The following is a 24,213-nucleotide window of genomic DNA, read 5'->3' as shown; positions in this document are numbered from 1 at the left end:
AAAGCCCTGTTCTTGCAGGGCTTTTGTTTTTACTAACGGTTTATGATTTCACTGTTCGGTAAAATCAAAGGCCGTTATGCGATTAAGTGCTATTCGTTATTCGTGTCTTCTTCTTCAACTGCAGGAACTTCTTCAGTTAGTGCTGGCTCAGGTGTGGGAGTACTTTCCACTATCTGTTTCAATGAGGCCAAACCTTCTTCATATTGCTTACCAAGCATTCCTTCTAAAACAAAAGCATTGAAAAGCTTTGTCATTGATGCGTTGCCATAACCTGTTTCACTTACATCACTGTCATAAGTCCAAACTACTTTAGTTCCTTCGGGCACCTCTTCTAAAACAAACTCTGCAAATATCTGACCTTCCATGCCGTCAAAGGCCATAGCATTTTTTACACGCTTATTTTCTTCGTATTCAACTGTCCATTGGGATCCCTTCCCTGTTTCAGGGCCATCCCAACTCATTTTAGCACCAATGCCTACTTCAGGTCCTTCAATCACTTGCTTTGCTTCAGGATCCATTTTCGCCCAGGGCGACCATTTGTTGAAATTTTCGAAAGATGCTAACTGCTGAAAGACTGCTGCCGGAGGTGCGTTAACAACAATGCTCCGTTCCATATGCGCACTTGGCGACATAACTGAGACTGCTATCACGGCTATTAGCAGCAATGAAAGGATAGCAATGCCTATTATTTTTAAAATTTTCATGGTTAAAGGGGATTGGTTAGACCTCTAATGTAATAAAAGATTAGTGCTTTTAAAACATTGATTATCTGAATATTAATTTGAATATTTCATAAACTAACCTCAATAATCTATGAGCTTTTTTTCAAATCCAAATCGCATTCCAGAGAGCTACGGATTACGCATTGCCGCGGGTCTGATTGGCTTTTTTGTACTCATGTTTGTTTTAGGCTTCGGCCATGTAGTGGAGTTGCGACTTCTCAACCTTTTCATTTTAGCAGGCGGTATTTACTTTGCATTAAAGAAATTTAAAGCAACTCACGGTGCCTCTATTCATTACTTTAGAGCATTGGCAACCGGAGTGGCTACAGCAGCCATTGGTTCCTTTATTTTCGGTGCCTTTCTCTTTTTCTTCCTTTATATCGATGTGGGATTCATGGAGTGGATTATCGAAAACGAACCTATGGGGCGATACATGAATCCTTATATCGCTTCTTTTATTGTGGTTTTGGAAGGTGTATTCTCTGGGCTACTTGTAACTTTTGTACTTATCAACTACATCAGCACCGAAGTGGATAATGTAACATCCTGATTTAATCACTGACTTGTTAAAGAGGCAATCCTTAGCAAGCATAAATTCTTGGCATCTCCGATTTACGGAGATATACCCGCCAAAATTTAAGGGTATTGGAATAAATCCCGCGAGAGTTTATGTTTTTAGGTTGCCTCTTTTTTGTTTTCATTATCTTGCCGGCCTTAACTATTCTAACATGCGTTACGAGGCAATCAGCAAGGAGCTATTTATTAACAACCGCAAAAGATTAATAAAAGAACTTAAGGAACAGTCTATTGTGGTGGTAAATGCCAATGATATACAACCTACCAATAGCGATGGGTCAATGCGCTTTCGTCAAAATAGCGATCTTTTTTACTTAACAGGAATAGACCAGGAAGAAACTATATTGGTGCTGTGCCCGGGGTTCCCCGATAAAAAATACCGTGAGGTTTTACTCATTCGTGAAACCAACGAAACCATTGCCACTTGGGAAGGGCATAAATACACTAAAGAGGAAGCCCGTGCTGCATCGGGTATTGAAACCGTTTTATGGACTTCAGAATTCTATAAACTCTTAAATACTATGATGGTGATGGGCGACACACAAAATGCCTATCTCAATACCAACGATCACTACCGCGCTGATGTTGTGGTGGAAACAAGAGAGATGCGTTTTGTAAAATGGTGCATGGAGAAATACCCATTACATAATTATGAGCGTCTTGCTCCGATTATGCACCACCTTCGCAGCATTAAATCTATACACGAAATTGAGGCCATGCAAAAGGCCTGCAATATAACTGAAGCAGCTTTTAGAAGAATACTGAAATTTGTAAAGCCTGGCATTGCTGAATATGAAGTAGAAGCTGAATTCATCCATGAATTTATTCGCCAGCGCTCCAGGGGCTTTGCTTACGAACCCATTATTGCTTCAGGGGCTGATTCCTGTGTATTGCATTACATCGACAACAGCAAAGTATGTAAAGATGGGGATATACTTTTGTTAGATGTAGGTGCAGAGTATGCCAACTATAATGCTGACATGACACGCACCATTCCTGTAAATGGAAAGTTTACTAAAAGACAAAAGGAAGTTTACAATGCTGTGCTACGCGTTCAACGCGAGGCCATGAAAATACTAAAAGCCGGAGTTGTCTACTTTGATTATCATAAAGAAGTACAGAAGATTACAGAAGCAGAGCTTATCAAGTTAAAATTGATTGACAAAACAGATGTAAAAAATCAGCATCCAGATAAACCCCTGTTTGCAAAATACTTTATGCATGGTACCGGCCACCAGCTTGGTTTGGATGTTCATGATGTGGGGAATATGTATCACAAAATGCAGGTAGGGCAAGTTTGGACAGTAGAACCTGGCATATACATTAAAGAAGAAGGCTTGGGTATTCGCATAGAGAATAATGTGGTGATTACTAAAACCGGCTTAAAGGACTTAATGAAAAATATTCCGATTGAAGCGGAGGAGATTGAGGACTTGATGAATTGATTTGAAGATTCGGTGATTTGAAAATTTGAAGATGAACCCATGAGCAGTATACTAAACTCTGATAAAGCACCCGAACCTGTTGGACTGTATCCCCACGCCAGAAAAGTAGGCAATCTGCTTTTCTTATCAGGTGTGGGTCCGCGTAAAAAAGGATCGAAGGAAATTCCAGGTGTAACCTTAGATGAAAACAAAAACATTGTTGCTTACAATATTGAGGAGCAATGCCATTCTGTTTTTCAAAATGTGCGCTACATTTTAGAAGCTTCGGGCTCGCGTTGGGAAAATCTGGTGGACGTTACGGTTTTTCTTACCAACATGAAAGATGACTTCGTCACCTACAATAAAATTTACGCTGAATACTTTAAAGACAATTTACCCTGCCGCACAACAGTAGAAATAAATTGTTTGCCTACCCCAATAGCCATTGAGTTGAAGTGTATTGCGACTATAGATTAATTTGAAATTCTATACTGAAAAACTTTCTCCGCATCCACAGGTGCGTGAAGCATTTGGGTTTATGAACTGAAAACCTTTTCCATTTAGTCCGTCTGTAAAATCGAGGGTTGTGCCAAGTAAGTACAGGAGGCTTTTTTTATCAACTAAAATTTTAACGCCTTTGTCTTCAAACACCTGATCGGCTGGGTTAATGCTATCATCAAAACCTAAATCATACATTAAGCCTGAACAGCCTCCTCCTTTTACAGACACGCGAATGTTGTGTGCTTCGTTTCTCCCTTCTTCATTACGAAGTGCTGTTATTCTCTCTTTTGCCTTATCCGTTACGCTAATCATAATTCAACATTTTTAAAATTCAACATTCCAAATTTGGAATTTGAGATTTGTAATTCTTTAGGAGACCGGATTTAACACCACGCTAAAAACAGTCAGCGTGTTCATGTCTCTTCCGTAATATAATTTCTGTAATGCATCCATTACATTGCTAGCCCTGAAATAAGAGGTGTGCAATTCTTTGTCACCTTTAGCTACCCATTGTATTGTGTAAGAAAGCTCCTTTTCTTTATAGTCCTTAACATACAGCAGCATTTTTTTTAACGCGTCCAGTTTATCAACACCAGTTTGGCTATGGAAAAGAAATGCTTGATTGTGTTTCGGGTTGATTGTGATCAAGTCAAGCTTGGTTTTCCCTTCTTGCACTGAAAATTCAAAAACAAGGTCAGCCGTACGCACCCCCAGATAACTCTTAATTTCTTGCTGGATGCGGGCAGATTCTACGTGCATCTCACTGGCTGTTTCTATCATGTTGGCTAATTTCTATTCAAAAACTTGACCTTAACCTAAAAAGTTTCGGTTCTTACGTACAAAATTAACAATTATGGAAAAACTTGAGCATATCGGCATAGCTGTAAAAAATCTGGAGGAAGCCAATGCCTTGTTTGCCCGCTTATTAGGCCGAAAACACTATAAAATCGAGGAAGTTGAATCCGAAGGGGTCCGAACTTCTTTTTTTGAAGTTGGTGGTGTTAAGATAGAATTGCTGGAGGCCACCAGACCAGATTCGCCCATTGCCAAGTTTATTGAGAAAAAAGGCGAAGGCATACACCACCTGGCTTTTGAAGTACTGGAGATTGACAAAACGCTAAACCAGTATCGCGATAATGGATTTGAGTTGATTAATCTGCAGCCAAAAGCTGGCGCTGACAACAAGCGCATTGCCTTCCTTCACCCTAAATCAACGCAAGGGGTATTGGTAGAACTCTGCCAGGAGAAGTCTAAGGAGTAGCACCTTGTTTCTGTCTGCCGTAAAAGACATCGTTGTAGTACTTTAGTTTCTTTTTTCCTGTGCGTGTTTCGTAGTATGGTTTGGGGCCACAAGCACTCAACATCGAAATTAACAGCAAACAAATTACCAGCAGCTTTTTCATATCCTTCACTTTTTGTCTTGTTATAATTCATGGTCCAGTGTCTTTACCTAACCATGAGCAGGTTATTAACCACAAATTTATTACTGGTTATATACTTGTGTTAAATGGACTATGCCTCTAATAGACTTTAGTTTCTTAATTTTGCGTGGCGAACTGTCTTAACAATCGGCAGAGAGCATTTACCTATGGATAAAAAGCGCCTGGAAATAAGCGACTTAGGGGAGTTTGGACTCATCGACAGAATAGCTACCAACTTCGATTTAAAAAACAGAAGTAGTATAAAAGGGATTGGAGATGATGCCGCAGTTATTGATGTGGGTGATGATTACTTATTGGTTTCTACGGATGTATTGGTTGAAGGTATACACTTTGACCTGGCTTACACACCACTTCACCATTTAGGGTATAAAGCGGTATCAGTTAATGTGTCTGACATTGCTGCTATGAATGGCAAAACAGAGCAAATTACAGTAAGCATTGCGTTGAGTAACCGATTTTCTGTTGATGCAGTTGACGCCTTATATGAAGGCATTAAAGCAGCTTGTGATAGCTTTACTGTCGACCTTGTGGGTGGGGACACTACTTCATCACGTGCAGGCCTTATGATTTCCATCACAGCGATTGGCCGAATTAAAAAAGATAAAGTTGCCTATAGAAGTGGCGCAAAGCCTAATGATATTATTTGTGTTACCGGGGATCTGGGTGGCTCGTTTTTAGGATTACAGATATTAGAACGCGAAAAGGAAGTATACCTCAGCAATCCTGAAATGCAACCTGAAATTGAAAAATACGAATACATGGTCGGCCGCTTACTTAAAACTGAAGCCAGAACAGATATTGTTTCTGATCTTGCTGATGCTGGTGTTGTGCCTACTGCTATGATTGATATTTCTGATGGCTTGGCTTCTGAGTTATTTCATATCAGCAAGGCGTCCAATGTGGGTATCCATATTTTTGAAGATAAAATTCCTATTGATCATCAGACTTACGATGCTGCTATTGAATTTAAACTCGATCCGATTACTTGCGCATTGAATGGTGGAGAAGATTATGAATTACTTTTTACCATTGCACAAGCTGATTATGAAAAGTTGAAAAACCATGCTGATATACACATGATTGGCTATACTAATGACAAGCCAACGGAGAAAATAATGGTGAGCAAGCAGGGCACTGTAGTTCCCTTGCGTGCGCAAGGCTGGAATCATTTTAATGGATAAATATTAGATTCACATGCTATCATACTGCGGGGAAGGTAATCGTAAAAATTGAGCCTATACCTTCTTCGCTTTCAATTTTTAAAGTGCCTTGTTGAAGCGCAACAAATTGTTGGCATAGCACAAGACCAAGACCTGTGCCCTTTTCATTTGATGTCCCTTTCTTAATGGTAGGGTGAGCTTCGGTTAATAGTTTATTGATATACTCTTTATTCATCCCCACACCTTCGTCCTTTACGACAATACTTACTTCAGTTGATTGACGATAGGCACTCAACACTATTTTTTTTCCATCGGGTGTAAACTTAATGGCATTGGAGACCAGGTTACGTAAAATAACGTAGAGCATATTTTCATCGGCAGTAACAAAAAGATTGTCTTCAATTTGAGTTCTAAGAATTATACTTTTTCTGGTCAACGCCAATTGATTCAAATCACATACTTTTTTAACCAGATCATTGACGGATATCTTACCAGGTGTACATTGAATACCTCCCATCTGAGATAAAGACCAGAATAAGGTATTGTCTATCAGATCAAGCGAGTTGGCAACAGAAGCTCTGATGAGTTCAGCATGTTTTTTTATTTCTTCTCTGGAAAAATTTTCTCCGTTGTCAATCAGTAAACCCAAAAAACCTTTGAGGGTAGTAAGCGGAGAACGTAGGTCGTGGGATAATATCGAGAAAATCAAATCCTTTTTCTCATTCAGGTTTGCTAACTGCTCGCGGGATTGTTCTATTTCTCTTGTTCTGATTCTTAATAGCTCTTCCAGTTTTTCTTTGTCCTTCTTCTCACGTTCACCACGAATTTTAAAACTCATCACAGCTACACTTAACACTATAAACGATAATATCAATCTAAACCACCATGTCATCCAAAAGGGTGGTTTAATGAAAATAATTAATGAACGTATGCGCTGCTCTCCAGCCGGGTTCGTAATTCTTACTTTAAAAGTGTATCTACCCGGACTTAGTTGACTGTAGTTTGTTTTACCAACTGCGTTAGATTTTTGCCAACCCTCATCGAAACCTTCTAATTTATATTCCGCTATAAACCTGCTTGGCTTACGATAGTCAGTCACACCAAACCTGACTGTAAAAGATGTTTCATCACTGTCGAGTTTAATTACACTATCCATCAGTGTAAACTTATCTAACTCAACAACTTCATTTCCCTTACGAAGTGTCAGTGAGTAGATTACCGGATTAAGGGGAGCTGTTTGCTTAATCGCCCTTAAAGGGTCTATGATGTTAATGCCGTTAATCCCGCCTACCACTATCGATCCGTTACTTAATTTTAAGTTGCACATACGATTAAACTCTTCTGCCTGCACACCTTCACTCACCTGATATGTTGTAAAGCGTTTGCCAGGATCAAGTCTGCTTAATCCACGGTTGGTCGTTATCCAGACATTTCCAAAATCATCAGGTACTGTAGCATAAACAGTGTTATCAACCAGACCTGAAGTATTATTAATATTTCGTTCAATTGAAATTTTCCCCTCGTTTTCTGTGACTTCAAATATTCCATAGTTCATTGTAGATAGCCAGATTTTTCCATTGACTTCTTCAATATTCAAAATCAAGAAGTTAGCAGTGTCTTTAGGAAGTCTGTAGTAAGTCAGTTCATCCGTTTTAGTATTCAGGATTGATACAGCACTGTTTGAACCAACCCAAAATCTATTCTGCTTATCGACATGCATTACGCTTACATTATTTCTTGTTGGTAGTTTATATGCCTTAAATGCATGGGTTGTTAAATCAAACTTAAACATGAGCCCTACCACAATACCATAAAGCAAATTATCTCTGATCAGCAAATGCCTGACGCGCTTACCCTGCAGGTAGGGCAATGAAGGTTGGTGATAGGCAAAACTTTTAGTGTGTTTATTATAAGTGAGTAATCCTGCAGATGTACCAACCAGTATGGTTGATGAATTTAATTTTGCAAAAGCAAAGGGTACTATGGATTCATGTTCAGGAAAATCTTTTCCTTTAATGGCAATTCTTTCAATACTATTTTTTTCACGATCAATTAGATTAATGAATCCACCATCTGTACCAACCCACAGAAGACCCTCATCCTCAAAAACACTTCTCACCATATTATCGCTTAGCGAGTTAACATTGTTGGGTTGATGTGCATAGTGAATGAACTTTCGTTGTTCTCTGTCAAAGAAATTAACAGCGCCATTGGTCCCAACCCATACCAGGCCGGTTTTATCTTCAAGGATAGCATAGCAGTTGTTACCTCCAAGTGTATTTTCCTGGTAAATATCTTGTTGTAATAATTTTGTGGTTTGATTTACCGGATCAAAAATGGCTAGACCTTCAGCTTTGGTTAGCATCCATATCAAATCTGTTTTATCCTGATAGATTGCATTTATTCTGCTGTAAAAGGGGCGACTGTCAGGCAAAAATTCCCTTACCAGCTCACCACTATCAATATCAAAAACCATTACGCCCTCCTTCTCAGTGCCAACCCAAAGTTTTTGATCCTTATCTAAGAATAATGCTGAGGCACGCATTGTATGAGGAAAAATTCTTTTAGGAGATTTGATTTCTATATCCTTGTTTTTCTTACCATTTACATAAAGAGAAACTTTTCCAACTAAACCAACCCAAAGACTATCACCTTTAGTAATTAATGGCAGTGCACCAAGTGATCTTGCAATATCAGCAAATCCTTTGAGCTCATTTCCTGCCAATTCAAACAGTCCATTTGCAGTGGCCACCCAAATACGGCCATCAGCTGTTTGCGCTATATCATGAATGGTTTCCTCTTTTGTTGTAAGTGTAACTATGGTATTATTCTGATATGAAAATGCCAAAAGGCCCATCATGCGTGTGCCTATGATCAGTCGATTATTAACGAAGTCCCAATGCACCGAAGTAATCTGTCTTTCTTCAAGTGATAGTCCCGAATCAGACCGATAAGGGTAGTGCTTAAACTCTTCTCCATTAAAACGAAACAGGCCACTGCTGGTGCCAAACCAGATTAGTCCAAATTCATCCTGTTCAAGACTTGCTACAAAAGTGGACTTGATAACTCCCGGTATTGTATAATGATCAAAAAAAACTGATGATTCATTACGTTGAGCTATCAGCGTAATAGTTCCAAAGAAAAAAAAGAATGCAAAAAATTTGCTCCTCATAATTAATCTTCGGGGTAGGGAATAAATACGAAGTTGGTAAACTCTTTATCTATAACAAATAAACAGCAGAACTCATCCGGATCTTTATACGCAGAAAAAAAGTTATCTTTTTTATCTTCTTCTACTAATCCACGTTGCAGGTATTCATCTAAAAATGAAATGTAATATGTCCACTTTAAGCCAATTAAATTCCTATCGATTAGCAATTGCCCTATTGGTTGGTCAGTCTGACAAATAGGGAAAATTGGATATTCAAAGCCACTTTTACGCAATTGGTAGGATGCTTCCTTTAAAGTGTCAGCCACGCGTACAAAGTCCTGAGAAATAGTACCTAAATATTTGCCGTTCAACTCCGGATCATTATTCATAATTCTCTGTCTAAGCCATTTAAATAATCAACCATACTCAACTTAGTTAAGCAAGCTAATAATTCCCTATTTTTAGTAAAAATAATAATAGCATGAAGAACCTTTTTATTTTCAGTGTTTTACTGATTCCCATACTAGCGTACAGTCAGGCCTCAACAGAGGCTGAAATCTCCGCATCATATCAAGTAAGGAAGCAAATGGCAGAAACATCTCTGCTCAAAAATTTTCCTGCGCGTAATGTGGGGCCCACCATTCAGGGTGGCCGCATTGTAGATATTGATGTTAACCTCAAGAATACAAAAGAGTTTTATCTTGGCTATGCTTCTGGTGGAATTTTCAAAACTGTTAACAACGGTATCAGTTTCGAGCCGATCTTTGACCACAATGATGCTTTAGGAATTGGCGATCTTGTTTTATCGCAACAAAATACTAATACCCTATACGTTGGCACTGGTGAAAAAAACAGCAGCCGCTCCAGCTATGCCGGATCTGGCGTCTACAAAACAACTGATGGTGGCAAAACCTGGACGAACCTGGGGCTTACCAATACACAACACATTAGTCGGATAGTGCTCGATCCCAATAACGATAACATTGTCTATGTTGCAGCGTTAGGCTCGCTCTATTCAAAAAATAAAGAAAGGGGTATCTTTAAATCTATTGATGGCGGTAAAACCTGGAAACATACTTTATATTTAAGTGACAGTGTTGGTGTAATCGATCTGGTTATCAACCCCCAAAATCCTAAACAACTTATTGCCGCTTCGTGGGATCGTTCACGCCAGGCTTCAAATTTTAAAGGCAATGGTGAAGGCTCTGCTATTTACCGCTCAGAAGACGGTGGTGAAACGTGGTCTAAATCAATTGCAGGATTTCCGGAAGGAAAACAGGTCGGCAGAATTGGGTTAGATGTATGTTTAAATAGTCCTAATGTTATTTACGCCATACACGATAATCAGGGAGAAATACCTGATGCATCAGCAAAAAAGACTACGGATAAAACAGACGCACTCACTTTTGAGAATTTTAAAAGTATGAGTAATGAAGACTTACTCAAGCTTGATGATAAAAAGCTTGAGACATTCCTGAGAGAAAATGGTTTCCCCAGAAAATATAACAGCACTGTGGTAAAAGCAGATGTAAAAGCAAATAAGTACACGGGTAAAGCTATCGCTGAATATTTTGGTGCCGATGCAAATGCTAATTTGTTTAACACTAAAATCATTGGCGCAGAGGTTTACAGATCAGACGACAGCGGTAGTACCTGGAAAAAAATGAACAGCTATGATCTTGATGGTGTATTCTATACTTACGGGTACTATTTCGCAGAGATTAAAGTGACACCCAGCAATCCTGATGTGGTTTATATCTACGGTGTCCCCATGTTAAAATCTAAAAATGGTGGTGTAACCTGGCACAGACTTGATACACTCAGAGGTGTACAAAGCATACATGTAGATCATCATTCAGTTTGGGTAAATCCTCAAGATCCACAACATGTTCTGTTAGGTAACGATGGTGGACTTTATCAAAGCTACGATGAAGGTGCTAACTGGAGTCACATCAACAACATGTCTGTAGGGCAATTTTATACTGTAAGTGCTGATATGGAAACACCCTACAATATTTATGGTGGCCTGCAGGATAATGGTGTATTAAAAGGATCAAGTAAATCAATTCCAAATCAAACGGAACATTGGGAAGAAATTTCAGGCGGAGATGGTATGTATGTAGTTCCTGATCCTCGAAACAGCCGTTTAGTATACACAGGGTATCAGTTTGGCAACTACACAAGAATAGATAATGGCAAAAGAACCCGCATCACCCCACCTCATAATATAGGCGAGGCTCCTTATCGTTGGAATTGGAGAACTCCTCTGATGTTGAGTAAGCACAATCCTGATATACTCTACATGACCTCACAGTTTGTGCATAGAAGTATGAATAAAGGCGAAAACTTTGAAACGATCAGCCCGGACCTTACTAAAAATGTTAAGCAAGGAAACGTTCCACTTTCTACCATTGCCTCTTTTACTGAGTCGGGATTAAAGTTTGGATTACTCTATGCCGGTAGTGATGATGGAAATCTTTGGGTAAGCAAAAATGCCGGAGGATCATGGGAAAACATAACGACTGGGCTACCTGCAAACAAATGGATCAGTTCCGTTTTCGCTTCACCACACGATGAGGCTACCGTTTTTGTTTCATTGAATGGATATAGAGAAGATGATTTTAAAACATACTTATTTCAAAGCAATGACTATGGTAAAACCTGGAAAGGGATAAAAGGAAATCTTCCAGAGTCTGTGGCTAACGTAATTATTCAGGACCCTGTAAATGCAAGTCTTTTATTTTGTGGTTTAGATAATGGTACTTATGCAAGTCTTGATGGTGGCAGCACGTGGCATTTCTTTAACAATATGCTAAATGTTGCATCTTATGATATGATGGTGCATCCGCGGGAAAATGAATTAATCGTTGGTACACATGGGCGCAGTGTTTATGTTGCTGATGTAAAACCTTTGCAGCAATTAAAAGGAAATGTTAAAGATAAAGCGGTAGTGGCTTTTGCTGCCGAAAGTACCAGACATAGCGAAAGATGGGGTCAAAAAGCATTTGCCTGGGATAAGGTCTATGAGCCTAAAGTCACGGTACTATATTATTGTAGTAAAGCAAATACAAACTTGTCCGTTGAAATTTTAGACGAGAAGAATAATGTTGTACGGAAGATAAACACAATAGGTGCACAGGGCTTTAACAATTTTAACTGGGATCTTAAGATTCAAAAAACAGAAACTGCTGTTAAGGGTAAATCGAAAAAAGCAGCGCCAACAAATCCTGAATTAATTTTCGCAGGCAAGGGTAAATACAAAATCAAGTTTAATGCAGGCACTGAAAGTAGCGAAACTGCAATTGAAGTAAGATAATTATTTATAAACATAAGGTCGTGTGGCATCTAGCTGCACGACCTTTTTTATAGTCCTTTTTCTACTCTAAACTTTTTTGCCTCTTCAATTAAGTCAGGAAAAAAGAGTTGAAACTCAGCTTTAAACTCCTCATAGAATTCTTCCAAATCCTTTACAGATTCTTCCATTCTGGAAACAAAAGTTGTTCGCCTCGCCATGCCACTTAACGCGCGATGTATACCCTCTATTTTGGCATAATTCACAAGCCAGTTTCCACTAACGATATGTGGGAGAAGAAAATAGACGGGTTCTGGCAAGACGTAAGTCCGACTTTGTAAAACCTGATAACAAGCATTTGCATAGTCAGGTAGTAGATTAGTATGGTAGTCGCCCCAGTTTTTTGCAAGATAGTGATCATAATAAATGTCGATAATCACCCCTGAATAATGCCTGTATTTTGGCCAAAGCCTTTTTTTACTGCTCGCCACTACAGGGTGGGAATCCGTGAAAGCATCAATAATTCTATGTAATTCTATGCCTCCAACCACCTTTTCAGGCATGTGCTGGTAATGCGGTCTGCCTTTAACAAAATCCCCGATAAAGTTTCCTGTCATAACATCAGGATCAGATCCGGATAAATACAAGTGCGCCAGGAAGTTCATTCACACTAAAGGTATTGGTTATTTCTCATTTACTTGTTAGGTTGAAGGTCATTTAGCTAAACCTAAACTTATGGCTTTACTCGCCCAAATGAAATTACTCATAAACCTGGCACGCATAGACGGTGAAGTGGCAGGTAAAGAGCGTGCTTATATTCGCAATATTGGCCTGGCCAACGATCTGGATGGCAACGAGATTGAAAAACTTTTCGACCAAAGACACGATCTGATTGTACCTGATGATCTTTCTGATGACCAGAAATTTGAATACATCTTCAGTCTGGTTCAACTTATGAAAATTGATGAACGCATGTACAAAGAAGAGATTATGTTCTGCTCAAAAATTGCATCACGCCTAGGTTATGACGAACAGGTTATGTTCGATCTTATGCTGCATGTGAAAGCTGCTGCAATGGGCGATGACGAAATGACCGCATTAAAAAAACTGACAAAAAAATATCTCTAGTCTTACCTGCCAATAAATTAATTCAACATGAAGAAACTACTATTCACCGTATGTGCAATGCTTGCACTATTTACAGTTCAGGCTCAGAAAACATATTTGCATTGCGGAACCTTAATTGACGGAAAGTCTAATGAAGCGCAATCGCAGATGACCATTGTTGTAGAAGGCAACAAAATAATAGCTATAGAAAAAGGTTTTAGCAAAGCAGGCTCTTCTGATAAGCTTATTGACCTGAGTAAAAAAACTGTAATGCCGGGCCTGATTGACATGCACGTGCACATGGAAAGTGAAACCAATAAAGATCAGGCATTGCAACGCTTTACTTCAAGCGAAGCTGACATTGCTTTCCGATCTACAGTTTATGCTAAGAAAACTTTAATGGCTGGCTTCACCACTGTGCGCGACCTTGGTGGATCGGGTGTTAACATCTCGCTTCGTAATGCTATTGCTTCAGGTATGGTGCAAGGTCCACGCATTATTACTGCAGGCAAATCCATTGCAACAACAGGAGGTCATGCCGACCCAACTAACGGATACAGAAAAGATTTAATGGGTGATCCGGGACCTAAAGATGGTGTTATTAATTCTCCTGAAGAAGCAAGACAAGCTGTACGTCAGCGTTATAAAGACGGTGCTGATGTGATTAAAATTACAGCCACTGGCGGTGTGTTGAGCATTGCAAAAGATGGTTCAGGTCCACAATTTACCGATGAAGAGTTGAAAGCCATTATTGAAACCGCTAATGATTACGGTATGCATACTGCCGCTCACGCCCATGGCGCAGAAGGCATGAAGCGTGCTGTTATTGCAGGCATAACTACCATTGAACATGGCACTAAAATGGATGATGAAATCATGAACCTGATGAAGCAAAAAGGCACTTATTATGTACCCACTATATCGGCTGGCAAGTATGTAGCGCAACAGGCAAAAGTAATGGGCTACTACCATCCATTAGTAGTTCCTAAAGCTTTAGAAATTGGCCCGCAAATACAGGCAACATTTGGCAAAGCGTACAAGGCGGGTGTAAAAATTGCCTTTGGTACTGATGCGGGTGTATTCCCACATGGTGAAAACGGTAAAGAATTTACTTTCATGGTTGAGGCCGGTATGCCTGCAATGGAGGCCATTAAATCTGCAACTGTAGTAAATGCAGGAGTGTTAGGAATGGCCGATAAGGTTGGAACTTTAGAGAATGGTAAACTAGCCGATATTGTTGCTACAGATGAAAACCCATTGAAGAACATTAAAACAATGGAAAGCGTAAGTTTTGTAATGAAGGATGGTGTAGTCTACAAGCAGTAAGTGCTATTAATTTATCTGAAATCAAGGTAAAAAATTAAATATCATATAAGAAACGGACACAATCTTATCCAAAAATAAAGCAATCTGATTACTCAGATTGCTTTATTTTTGGATAGCATTACGATTTAATTTTAAGCAGATATTCAATTGCTGATTAAGCTTTAGGTACAGTGAAGGTAAATGTGCTGCCTTTTCCTTCAATACTTACCACAGAAATCTCACCACCATTTTTCTCCACAAATTCTTTACATAAGATCAGACCAAGCCCCGTACCTTTTTCATTAGCGGTACCTCGTGTACTATAGGGTGAAGTTTTATCAAACAACATTTTTAAAACCTCAGGCTTCATGCCTATACCATCATCTTTAACACTAATACTCCAGAATTTACCTCTGTCTTCTGCAAACAATTGTATATGACCACCTTCGTTTGTGAATTTTATGGCATTGGTAACCAAGTTTCTAATCACTAGATTAATCGTGTTAGAATCAGCAAAGGCAAAAGTACTCTCTGGTATATCATTGCTGAATGTTATCTTTTTATTTTGAACAGAACCAAGCATTTGGATATTCTCAGCACCAACTTTAGCCATATCTATTTTTGCAGGCTGTAAACTCAATTTATCCATTTGCAATAATGTCCAATCAAGCAGGTTATTAAGCAAGGTTCTTGTATGATTAAACCTTGCCTTCAGCTCTTGAATATTCTTATTCATGTCTTCAGGTGAAAGCGCACCTCTATCCATTAAATCAAGTAACCCTGCTAAAGCATTGATAGGAGAACGAAGATCGTGTGAAATAATTGAGAAAAATTTATCTTTGACCTGATTCAACTTCTCTAACTCCTCACTTCGTTTTTCAGTTTCTTCCTGATGCTGCAATAATAGTTTATTAATTCTTTTTCTTCGTTGACCACTGCGGTAGATGGTTACTAGGAGTACACCAGCTAAAGCACCTACAATAACAAAAATATTCAAGATAAACTCTTGTCTTTTAATCTCCGATTTTTGAACCTCCTCAAGTCTGCTCAATTGTGCTATGCGCGTGTCTTTGGATTCAGTTTCAAACCGCATCTGATCACGAAACATTTTCTCGTTCATCTCCTGACTGAAGAGAGAATCTTCTAGTAATTTAAATGATTTATAATACTCCAATGACTTTTTAAAGTCACCCATGCTTTCCCAAAGTCTTGATAAATTATTATAGCAACGTATTTCTAAAGTTCTTGCATTAAGACCCTGCGCAATAGCAAGACTTTTCTCAAAAGCTATTTTTGCGTCCTCAAACTTATTCTGCTGTGCATAAATTTGTCCTCGCCCCAATTCTACCTCTGCCGTACCTAGTTTGTTATTAGTTTTAATATAGGAGATGAGTGCTGAATCATAATAATTGAAAGCGAGCGCAAAATCACCTTTGCGCATATATACATTTGCAATGCGCGACATTGTGCGAGGCTCTAAAATTTGATCCTGTATTGTTCTTAAGCTTACTAAAGATTGATTGAAGTAGATAAGAGATGAATCATATTTACCCTGCCGAAATAGCACATCACCAAGTTCGTCTAATGAGTAGGGCTCTCCAAGTTGATCACCAGCAGCAGCGCTCATTTTTCTGGATAGCTCCAAATGGCTATTTGCTCTCTCATATTGGCCAAGTACTTTAAACACTCTGCCTACATTGTGCAATGCAATTGCCATTCGAGTTGAGTCTGGTTGTGCATTGGCAATTCTATAACTCTGTGTAAAATAGAAATAAGCCTCATCGTACTCACCCAGGTCAAAATAATGATCGCCTATCATATTATAAGCGGTAGCCATTTGTACACTATCATTTATACTGATACTGTTTTGAAGGTATTGCGTGCTGTACCGGAGCGCAGTTGAATAATCGCCTAGTAATATCTGCGTAATACCCATATTGCGATAAGCCAGATTAAGTGCCCATGGCTCCTTCAGTCGTTCTGCTAGAACCACTGCTTCTTCTGCATACTTTAAGCTTTTAGCAAAATCAATATTTTCATAAGCAACAGATAGTTCTACAAGCAGTTTCATCTTAACAGAATCATCAAGGCTTCGCTGCAGGGCAGTCTCAAGACTATCAGTCTTACTATTCTGCGCATATGTCCATGTGCCAATCATGGTGATTGCGACCATTATAAAATACCTCAGACGAGTAAAATTTTCCATACAGCAGCAAGTAGTAAAAAGAGTAACGCAAATGGCACTAAATATGTCCAGCAAACTTTCATTAACTGGTCAATTCTTAAACGTGGGAAGGTCCATCTTACCCACATTTGAATAATTACAAAGAAAATTGCCTTCCCCATCAACCAAAAAATGCCCCACGCTGTGGAAGTCCAGTTTCCATTTATCCCGTTAGTCCAATCAGCTAGCCTGATTACTCCCAGGTTGGGCAAGGGCGAATACCAACTACCAAAGAACAAAATAGCACCAATTATGCTAACGAGCAACATCATAGCGTATTCAGTAAGCATTATAGTTGCCCATCGAAAGCCTGAATACTCCGTTTGTATACCCGCAACCAGTTCAGATTCTGCCTCAGGCAAATCGAAAGGTGCTCTGTTACTCTCCGCTAAAGAGGCAATAAAAAAGATAAGCCAAACAGGTACAAGAATTGGATATCGAAACACGTTCCAGGTAAAAAAACCACCCCATGCAGAAGTGTCTCCAAGCGGTTTAATTCCAAGCAAATAACTGTTTCCATTTTCGTTTACACCTTGTTGGATGGAAATAGCGTGCAGATCTAAGGTGCCCGCCAGCAGGCAAACGGTTAGAATGGTTAACCCCAATGGCACTTCGTACGATAAAAGTTGAGCAGCAGTACGAAAAGCCCCGAGTGTACTGTATTTATTGTTAGAACTCCAGCCTGTCATCACCAGTGCCATTACATCTAATGAAACAATTGCCAACATAAAAAAAACACCGGAATGGATAGCAGCACCTTGCCAGGATTGACCAATGGGTAATACACTAAATCCCGCAAAAACAGCTGTAAAAGCAAGTAAGGGAGCTACAAGAAAAATTAAGCGTTGTGCAGCACTTGGAACAATGTCTTCTTTTTGAATCAACTTCAATAAATCTGCCACTGTTTGCAGAAGGCCATAAGGGCCGGTTTCCATTGGACCTAAACGATCCTGGATAAAGGCAGACACCTTGCGTTCAGCATAGATAGCGAACACAACATAAGCAAGTAAAACAGGTAAGTAGAATAAAAAACTCAATTGATTCTAAATTGACGAAAGATAAAAACTGAAGCGCAGGAATCAATCTATAGTTTATGTTAATTTAGAGGCTTATCTCTTCATTTTCCTTCGTAAAACAATTGGCACAAGCCCAAAAGGCACATTTACCTGACTGTATCAACACTTACTCCCATAAACGATGCTTCTCTAAATGTACCACTTCACCAAAAAATAGTTTAGTACTTGCTTCAAAAGATTCGGTATAATCTGACACCAGAAATTTATGCTGAGGTTTATTCTTACTTAAAAGATTATTTGTAGCCAGATATGCTCTCAATGATTCAGCTACCTCTTCTGATGAGTCTAAAACTGCTATTCGTTGGTTGTAGAAGTCACCAATCTCTTTCTTAATTAAAGGATAGTGCGTACACGCTAAAATTAGTGCATCAATGCCCTCTAGCACCGGATCATTTAAATACTGCGCTATAATATCGTGACTGATGCGGTTATCAAAAAAACCTTCCTCTATCATGTGCACTAATAATGGTGTTGCAAGCTGTTGTAAGGTAATACTGTTGTCTAGTGCGTACAGCTTTTGTGCATACACGTTCGACTGCACTGTGCGCTTGGTACCTATTAAACCAACCTGCTTACCGCTAAACTTGTTAACTACCAACGAAACCATTGGATCGATCACATTGATGATGTGGGCACGCTTGCCTACATATTCCTTCAACAACTCAGTTGCTGCTGAACTGGCCGAGTTACAGGCTATCACAATCACTTTGCAATTCATTTTCAACAATACATCAGCAATCTTAATTGAATAAGCTTGAATTGCTGCCGCAGATTTATCGCCATAAGGCAAGTGAGCAGTATCACCAAAGTAAATCATACTCTCGTTTGGCAACGCCTTTTGGATAGCATAAGCTACCGTCAAACCTCCAATACCGCTGTCGAAAATGCCTATAGGCTGATCCTGATTCATAAAAATATAACAATGCGAATTTCAGTATTTTATTGATTAACCATTGCATTCATCTGTTGTATTGCAATAAAAAATTTATAGAATCGAAGACTTATTCCGTATTTCGTTGTTAAACTCAGACATTTGGCATAATAAGCATTATGGTAAGCTTTCCTCCCTGTAAAATAAACCTTGGGCTTAACGTTATCGAAAAGCGCAGCGATGGTTATCATAACCTTGAAACTGTATTTTACCCGATTCCGCTAAACGACATTGTCGAAATAATACCGGCAAACACTACTCAATTTATTGCCAGTGGAATTGCAATACCTGGAGAAAACAGTACTAATCTATGCCTGAAAGCTTATGAGCTATTAAGATCAACATATAATCTGCCTGCTGTTGAAATAAGGCTGCACAAAGTAATACCCATAGGAGCAGGACTTGGCGGTGGTTCATCTGATGCTGCGCACACACTTCGCTTACTTAATCAGCTTTTCAACCTACAGTTATCTATCGTACAACTCGAAGGCTATGCGCAACAACTGGGTAGCGACTGTGCTTTTTTTATTGAAGACAAACCTATGCTGGGTTTAGGTAGGGGTGAAATTCTGGAGCCCATACAGCTTTCTTTAAAGGGAAAGTTTCTAGTGCTTTTGAAACCTAACGTCCATGTTTCCACTGCAGAAGCATACAAGGGCGTAAAGCCAAGCACAGCAAAACCACGGGTTAAAGACATTATAGAAAACATCCCTTTACAGGAATGGAAACATGTATTGGAAAATGATTTTGAGACATCAGTTTTTCAATCACACTCCATCATTCGAAAATATAAAGAGGAGCTTTATGCAACTGGTGCCATTTATGCATGCATGAGTGGATCAGGATCTTCTGTATTCGGAATCTATGAGAAGCCATTCGATTTTAAAGGAAACGATTTGATCTGGAGTGGTTTGCTAACCCAATAAAGGATCTGGATTAAACTTGCGTTTCAATACAGGATAACCTGCAACGGCCATCAGAATAATAAGGGTGCCCAAGTAAAATTGAATATTCATCTTTTCTGTACTACCAAAAATCAATACTGCCAGTATGATTCCGTAAACCGGTTCAAGGTTTAGTGATAACTGCATAAAAAAAACCGACAATCTTTTCATCAGATCAACTGAAACGGAGAAGGCATAAACCGTGCATACTATTCCTAAAATCAGGATACATATCCAATCAACCCAGTCGGCATTAAAATTAACAGCATAAGCAGTGTCGACCACCGCAGTGTGAAAGCCCAGATAAATAACAGAACCAATGCAAGCACCAAACATTTCAAAAAATGTAATTTGATATGTGCCCACTGATCTACCAAGACGCTGATTCAGTGCGAAAAATAAAGCCGATAAAAAGCCTGAGAGTACTCCAAGGGCCAAACCAAGCGGATAATTAAAATCGAATGAAAAAATAACATAGAGACCGACAATCACTAGGGAGCCAAGCAATACTTCATAACCTCTTACTTTTCTTTTTGTAAATAATGGATCAAGTACAGATGCCCAGAGCGAACCTGTGGCTATCCCCACCAGACTTACCGAGGCGTTAGATACACGGGCTGAGGCAAAAAAGGTGATCCAATGAGCAGCCACCACAAAACCTACCAGAATAAGTTTAGGTAAATAACCGGCAGGCACTTTAAAATTCTGCTTCAGCAACACAATCAACAGTCCCATACCCACGGCTGCAGTTAAAGTACGCAACACCACTAACTCAATGGCTGGTATCTTAATGAACAAACCCAATATGGCCGTAAAGCCCCAAAGGAAAATAATAAAATGAAGTTTAACGTAATCTACTGTTGAGGCCATTAGCGTGGTACGTACTTATACATTAAACCTGAAATAACAGCAAAGATGATATTAGGAATCCAAACGGAAATTTGTGGTGGTGTTGATCCTGCCTCCGCAAAAGTTCTGAACAACATAAAGAATAAAATATACAAAAAGGACAAGCCGAAGCCCAATGCAATTTGCAGACCTGTCCCTCCCCTGCTTTTACGAGCCGAAACAATTACGCCCATAAATGTTAAAATAAAAATAGTAAAGGGTGAAGAGAAACGCGTATGCAACTCAACTTCATAGGCCTCCACACCAGTAGATCCGCGAGCCTTCAGTGTAGTAATATACGATTCCAGTTCGGTAATGGTCATACCATCAAATTTTCTGTAATCGTTTTCAAATTCTTTAGGCGTAATTATTAAAGTTGTATCCAATGCCGTTCCGCCTATTACAGCGTCATTCAGTTTTGCTTTGCGGTTGGTTTCAAAACCTTCTATAGCCTCTGGCGTTAGCGAAGTTTCAAAAATGCCATCAATCTTACGAAGTTGCCAATCATGCATGGTCCATTTGTTCTTTGTCGAATCCCACGCAATGCGATTAGCCGTCAGTTTCTCAACCAGACGTAAACCCTCAAACTTTTCCATTGAAAAGTTATATCCTGTATTCACAGAGTTATTGTAATTCTGAATATACAGATACACATCAGGCGCTACCTGAATGTGTACATTCCGCTTATCGAAATAGAATTTATTTTTTAGATACTCTAATTCAAAAGCCAGACGATCCTTATTTGAGTTTGGTATTACCCATCCATTAAACCAAAAACTCAATCCGGCTATTAATGCCGCTCCAACAAAGTACGGCATCAGCATTCTTTTAAAGCTAACGCCACTACTTAGTATAGCAATCACTTCGGTATGGCCAGCCATACGGGCGCATACATACACTGTTGCAATAAAAACCGTAATAGGTGTTACCAGACCACCAACCCATGGCAGAAAGTCCAGGTAGTAACTAAAAATTTGAGAAGCACTTAAGGCATTTTTGGTATACTTGTCCATCTTCTCTGTAAGGTCAATTACACAGATAATGGAAAGTAGTATAAGCACCACAAAAAAGAAAGTGCTCAGAAAACGCTTTAAAATATACTTATCAATTAATTTCATTTCTATTATTTATCAAGGCGTAAGTAGTTAGTAGTAAGACATAAGAGGGTTACAATTGTTGTAATTAATAAATCTTAAATCTTAAATCTTAAATCTTAAATCTTAAATCTTAAATCTTAAATCTTAAATCTTAAATCTTAAATCTTAAATCTTAAATCTTAAATCTTAAATCTTATGTCTTATGTCTTATGTCTAAAGTCTACTACTAACCTTCTTCACCATCACATCTTTCCATGCAGCAAAAGTGCCTGTTAATATCTGTTTACGGGCCTCCTTAACCAACCAAAGGTAGAAAGTAAGGTTATGAATAGAAGCAATTTGTGCGCCTAAAATTTCTTTATTGATAATTAAGTGCCTCAAATAAGCTTTCGAGTGAAAAGTGCTCACATAACCTCCCAGCTCTTCATCAATAGAAGACAAGTCATCCTTCCACTTTTCATTGCGAATGTTAATAATACCCTGCGTTGTAAAAAGCATACCATTTCTCGCATTACGCGTAGGCATCACGCAATCAAACATATCAATCCCCAAAGCAATACATTCCAAAATATTTTCAGGTGTACCTACTCCCATCAGGTAGCGCGGTTTGTCCTTTGGCAAAATACCACAAACCAAACTCGTCATTGCGTACATGTCTTCGTGCGGCTCCCCCACCGATAGGCCACCAATCGCATTACCCCATTGATTTTGTGAAGCTATAAACTCAGCTGACTGCTCACGCAAATCTTTGTACACACTTCCCTGAATAATAGGGAAAAGCGCCTGCTCATAGCCGTATAGAGGCTCCGTTGTATTCACCCTCTCTACACACCTTTTCAGCCAACGGTGCGTCATGTGCATCGACTCCTTCGCATAACTATAATCACATGGATAAGGAGTGCACTCATCAAAAGCCATAATAATGTCAGCACCAATGCTACGCTCAATATCCATTACTCGCTCAGGTGTAAAAGTGTGCTTTGAGCCATCGATGTGCGATTTAAAAATCACACCCTCCTCCGTAATTTTTCTATTATGCCCCAGCGAATAAACCTGATAGCCACCACTATCTGTTAAAATAGGTTTTTGCCAGCCATTAAACTTATGCAAACCACCCGCACGCTCCAGCAACTCCGTGCCCGGCCTTAAGTACAGATGATAAGTATTGCCCAGAATAATCTGAGCGTGAATATCGTTTTCCAGTTCGCGTTGGTGCACAGCTTTTACCGAGCCAGCCGTACCCACAGGCATAAAAATAGGCGTCTCAATATCACCATGTGCAGTGTGCAAAACACCAGCACGGGCGGAAGACTGTACGTCATTAGCAGCAAGTGTAAATTTCATAGTCGGTGCAAAAGTAGAAAAGTAAAAGCACAAATAAGGCAGGCGGCCCCTTCGCTTTGGCTACGGTCGGGCTATTCGCTGCAATCTTTTTGCCCCACCCCTAAGCCCCAGCTGCAAAAAGGATTTCCGCTACTATCCCTGGCCGAAATGCGGGTTTAAAAAAGAGGTGTTTTTTTAAAATGACATCAATTGGCCTAATCCAACGATTCTATCAGTTAGAAATAAAATTTATTTACAACCTCGCTAAACCTTCGAGGTCTTTGAATACCGCATCCAAGACCTCGAAGGTTGTGCGAGGTTTAAAAAATAATAAAAATGGAACCGAACAAACTATACCACATCTATACCCACGCTAACGCCTTCGATAATCTATTCAATAGCCAGGAGAACTATCGGTATTTTCTACAGCGCTACCAATACTTCATACCCTCTGTGGCAGAAACCCTTGCCTGGTGTTTGATGCCCAACCACCTACACCTGCTGATTAAAATAAAAAGCGAAGAAGAAATACGAAAGGCGTTTCCCCAAACCTCCACACAAACCTTAACCTTCGAGGGCGTCAACTCCCGCATTCAAAACCTCGAAGGTTTGGGGCCGGTAGAAAAAAGAATCTCCAAACAATTTAGCAACTTGTTTAACGCGTATACCAAAGCTTATAACATCAGGTATAAAAGACGTGGCACTTTATTTATTCCAAACTTTAAAAGAAAAGAAATTATTGATAACAGCTATTTAACTAATGTTATCTGCTACATACATAATAATCCGATAAACCATGGTTTTGTATCTAATCTGCAAGACTGGAATTGGAGTTCTTATCACGATTTATCATTAAATAATCCAAGTTTAATCCACACCAACTTTGTTATCAACTGGTTTGGTAACGTACAGGCATTTCAACAAGCGCATCAAAAAGTCAATAAAATTCCACCTGAAGAACGGATCGAAAACTTATAAGCTTGTTAAACCTCGAAGGTTCAACACGTAAACCTCCGAGGATTTAAATTCGGTCTTCAAATACCTCGGAGG

Annotated in this window: 23 protein-coding genes; 10 read left to right on the top strand and 13 right to left on the bottom strand. The window is 39.3% G+C overall.

Annotation, left to right across the window (positions count from 1 at the left end; all coding sequences use genetic code 11):
* Positions 1 to 89 precede the first annotated feature (89 nt).
* A complete protein-coding gene (locus SanaruYs_RS12320; protein ID WP_127122863.1) occupies positions 90 to 704 on the bottom strand; it encodes an SRPBCC family protein in 615 nt (204 codons plus the stop codon).
* 109 nt (positions 705 to 813) lie between these two features.
* Between SanaruYs_RS12320 and SanaruYs_RS12315 the strand changes: the two genes are divergently transcribed.
* The 3 genes from SanaruYs_RS12315 (at position 814) to SanaruYs_RS12305 (ending at position 3,199) form a co-directional block, all read left to right on the top strand.
* On the top strand, positions 814 to 1,272 hold the full coding sequence (locus SanaruYs_RS12315; RefSeq protein WP_127122862.1) for a DUF4199 family protein: 459 nt from the start codon (positions 814 to 816) through the stop codon (positions 1,270 to 1,272).
* Between the two features lie 178 nt (positions 1,273 to 1,450).
* Entirely contained in the window at positions 1,451 to 2,743 is a 1,293-nt protein-coding gene (locus SanaruYs_RS12310) for an aminopeptidase P family protein (RefSeq protein WP_127122861.1), read from the top strand.
* Between the two features lie 39 nt (positions 2,744 to 2,782).
* A complete protein-coding gene (locus SanaruYs_RS12305; RefSeq protein ID WP_127122860.1) occupies positions 2,783 to 3,199 on the top strand; it encodes a RidA family protein in 417 nt (138 codons plus the stop codon).
* A 9-nt stretch (positions 3,200 to 3,208) separates the two neighbouring features.
* Here SanaruYs_RS12305 and SanaruYs_RS12300 read toward each other — a convergent pair whose 3' ends face one another.
* On the bottom strand, positions 3,209 to 3,535 hold the full coding sequence (locus SanaruYs_RS12300; RefSeq protein ID WP_127122859.1) for a HesB/IscA family protein: 327 nt from the start codon (positions 3,533 to 3,535) through the stop codon (positions 3,209 to 3,211).
* A 57-nt stretch (positions 3,536 to 3,592) separates the two neighbouring features.
* The gene (locus SanaruYs_RS12295) at positions 3,593 to 4,003 is read right to left on the bottom strand and encodes a hypothetical protein (protein WP_246011905.1); all 411 of its coding nucleotides are present in this window, start codon (positions 4,001 to 4,003) and stop codon (positions 3,593 to 3,595) included.
* A 73-nt stretch (positions 4,004 to 4,076) separates the two neighbouring features.
* On the opposite strand from SanaruYs_RS12295, the gene mce reads away from it, so the two are divergent.
* Positions 4,077 to 4,484 (top strand): methylmalonyl-CoA epimerase, encoded by a 408-nt coding sequence (gene mce / locus SanaruYs_RS12290; RefSeq protein ID WP_127122858.1) that lies wholly within the window; start codon positions 4,077 to 4,079, stop codon positions 4,482 to 4,484.
* On the opposite strand, the gene SanaruYs_RS20110 is transcribed toward mce, so the two are convergent.
* On the bottom strand, positions 4,474 to 4,626 hold the full coding sequence (locus SanaruYs_RS20110) for a hypothetical protein (RefSeq protein WP_160118652.1): 153 nt from the start codon (positions 4,624 to 4,626) through the stop codon (positions 4,474 to 4,476). The two genes, mce and SanaruYs_RS20110, sit on opposite strands and share 11 nt — an antisense overlap.
* A gap of 185 nt (positions 4,627 to 4,811) precedes the next feature.
* On the opposite strand from SanaruYs_RS20110, the gene thiL reads away from it, so the two are divergent.
* Positions 4,812 to 5,846 (top strand): thiamine-phosphate kinase, encoded by a 1,035-nt coding sequence (gene thiL / locus SanaruYs_RS12285; RefSeq protein WP_127122857.1) that lies wholly within the window; start codon positions 4,812 to 4,814, stop codon positions 5,844 to 5,846.
* Between the two features lie 19 nt (positions 5,847 to 5,865).
* On the opposite strand, the gene SanaruYs_RS12280 is transcribed toward thiL, so the two are convergent.
* Together SanaruYs_RS12280 and SanaruYs_RS12275 are read right to left on the bottom strand one after the other, a co-directional pair.
* A complete protein-coding gene (locus SanaruYs_RS12280; RefSeq protein ID WP_127122856.1) occupies positions 5,866 to 8,997 on the bottom strand; it encodes a sensor histidine kinase in 3,132 nt (1,043 codons plus the stop codon).
* A gap of 2 nt (positions 8,998 to 8,999) precedes the next feature.
* Positions 9,000 to 9,365: a hypothetical protein gene (locus SanaruYs_RS12275; RefSeq protein ID WP_127122855.1), complete on the bottom strand. Its 366-nt coding sequence runs from the start codon at positions 9,363 to 9,365 to the stop codon at positions 9,000 to 9,002.
* A gap of 92 nt (positions 9,366 to 9,457) precedes the next feature.
* Between SanaruYs_RS12275 and SanaruYs_RS12270 the strand changes: the two genes are divergently transcribed.
* Positions 9,458 to 12,292 carry a VPS10 domain-containing protein gene (locus SanaruYs_RS12270; protein ID WP_127122854.1) on the top strand — a complete coding sequence of 945 codons (2,835 nt, stop codon included), beginning with the start codon at positions 9,458 to 9,460 and terminating at the stop codon, positions 12,290 to 12,292.
* 47 nt (positions 12,293 to 12,339) lie between these two features.
* Here SanaruYs_RS12270 and SanaruYs_RS12265 read toward each other — a convergent pair whose 3' ends face one another.
* Positions 12,340 to 12,933, bottom strand: a complete 594-nt coding sequence (locus tag SanaruYs_RS12265) for an acyl carrier protein phosphodiesterase (protein ID WP_127122853.1) — start codon at positions 12,931 to 12,933, stop codon at positions 12,340 to 12,342.
* An 88-nt stretch (positions 12,934 to 13,021) separates the two neighbouring features.
* Between SanaruYs_RS12265 and SanaruYs_RS12260 the strand changes: the two genes are divergently transcribed.
* Both SanaruYs_RS12260 and SanaruYs_RS12255 read left to right on the top strand, forming a co-directional pair.
* Positions 13,022 to 13,396 carry a TerB family tellurite resistance protein gene (locus tag SanaruYs_RS12260; RefSeq protein WP_127122852.1) on the top strand — a complete coding sequence of 125 codons (375 nt, stop codon included), beginning with the start codon at positions 13,022 to 13,024 and terminating at the stop codon, positions 13,394 to 13,396.
* Between the two features lie 27 nt (positions 13,397 to 13,423).
* Complete coding sequence (locus tag SanaruYs_RS12255) at positions 13,424 to 14,701, top strand: amidohydrolase family protein (RefSeq protein WP_127122851.1); 1,278 nt, start codon at positions 13,424 to 13,426, stop codon at positions 14,699 to 14,701.
* Positions 14,702 to 14,855: 154 nt separating this feature from the next.
* On the opposite strand, the gene SanaruYs_RS12250 is transcribed toward SanaruYs_RS12255, so the two are convergent.
* The 3 genes from SanaruYs_RS12250 to murI form a co-directional block, all read right to left on the bottom strand.
* Positions 14,856 to 16,853 carry a tetratricopeptide repeat protein gene (locus tag SanaruYs_RS12250; protein ID WP_160118651.1) on the bottom strand — a complete coding sequence of 666 codons (1,998 nt, stop codon included), beginning with the start codon at positions 16,851 to 16,853 and terminating at the stop codon, positions 14,856 to 14,858.
* A gap of 11 nt (positions 16,854 to 16,864) precedes the next feature.
* On the bottom strand, positions 16,865 to 17,941 hold the full coding sequence (locus SanaruYs_RS12245) for a complex I subunit 1/NuoH family protein (RefSeq protein WP_127122849.1): 1,077 nt from the start codon (positions 17,939 to 17,941) through the stop codon (positions 16,865 to 16,867).
* Positions 17,942 to 18,086: 145 nt separating this feature from the next.
* Positions 18,087 to 18,890: a glutamate racemase gene (murI, locus tag SanaruYs_RS12240; RefSeq protein ID WP_127122848.1), complete on the bottom strand. Its 804-nt coding sequence runs from the start codon at positions 18,888 to 18,890 to the stop codon at positions 18,087 to 18,089.
* 140 nt (positions 18,891 to 19,030) lie between these two features.
* Here murI and ispE point away from each other — a divergent pair, with 140 nt between their 5' ends.
* Entirely contained in the window at positions 19,031 to 19,837 is an 807-nt protein-coding gene (ispE, locus tag SanaruYs_RS12235; protein ID WP_127122847.1) for a 4-(cytidine 5'-diphospho)-2-C-methyl-D-erythritol kinase, read from the top strand.
* Here the strand turns inward: ispE and SanaruYs_RS12230 are convergent.
* The 3 genes from SanaruYs_RS12230 to tgt all read right to left on the bottom strand — a co-directional run bounded on the left by SanaruYs_RS12230 (position 19,826) and on the right by tgt (position 23,184).
* Entirely contained in the window at positions 19,826 to 20,725 is a 900-nt protein-coding gene (locus tag SanaruYs_RS12230) for a DMT family transporter (RefSeq protein ID WP_127122846.1), read from the bottom strand. The genes ispE and SanaruYs_RS12230 overlap by 12 nt on opposite strands.
* Positions 20,725 to 21,861 carry an LptF/LptG family permease gene (locus SanaruYs_RS12225; RefSeq protein WP_127122845.1) on the bottom strand — a complete coding sequence of 379 codons (1,137 nt, stop codon included), beginning with the start codon at positions 21,859 to 21,861 and terminating at the stop codon, positions 20,725 to 20,727. Before SanaruYs_RS12225 ends, SanaruYs_RS12230 begins: the two co-directional genes overlap by 1 nt.
* Before the next feature lie 192 nt (positions 21,862 to 22,053).
* Positions 22,054 to 23,184 carry a tRNA guanosine(34) transglycosylase Tgt gene (tgt, locus tag SanaruYs_RS12220; RefSeq protein WP_127122844.1) on the bottom strand — a complete coding sequence of 377 codons (1,131 nt, stop codon included), beginning with the start codon at positions 23,182 to 23,184 and terminating at the stop codon, positions 22,054 to 22,056.
* Between the two features lie 315 nt (positions 23,185 to 23,499).
* Between tgt and SanaruYs_RS12215 the strand changes: the two genes are divergently transcribed.
* Entirely contained in the window at positions 23,500 to 24,141 is a 642-nt protein-coding gene (locus SanaruYs_RS12215; RefSeq protein WP_127122843.1) for a hypothetical protein, read from the top strand.
* The last annotated feature ends 72 nt before the right edge of the window (positions 24,142 to 24,213 follow it).

This window comes from Chryseotalea sanaruensis (genome assembly GCF_003990915.1).
Taxonomy (GTDB): domain Bacteria; phylum Bacteroidota; class Bacteroidia; order Cytophagales; family Cyclobacteriaceae; genus Chryseotalea; species Chryseotalea sanaruensis.
The sequence above is the reverse complement of the archived record's forward strand: the minus strand, read 5'-3'. Positions and strand labels throughout refer to the sequence as shown.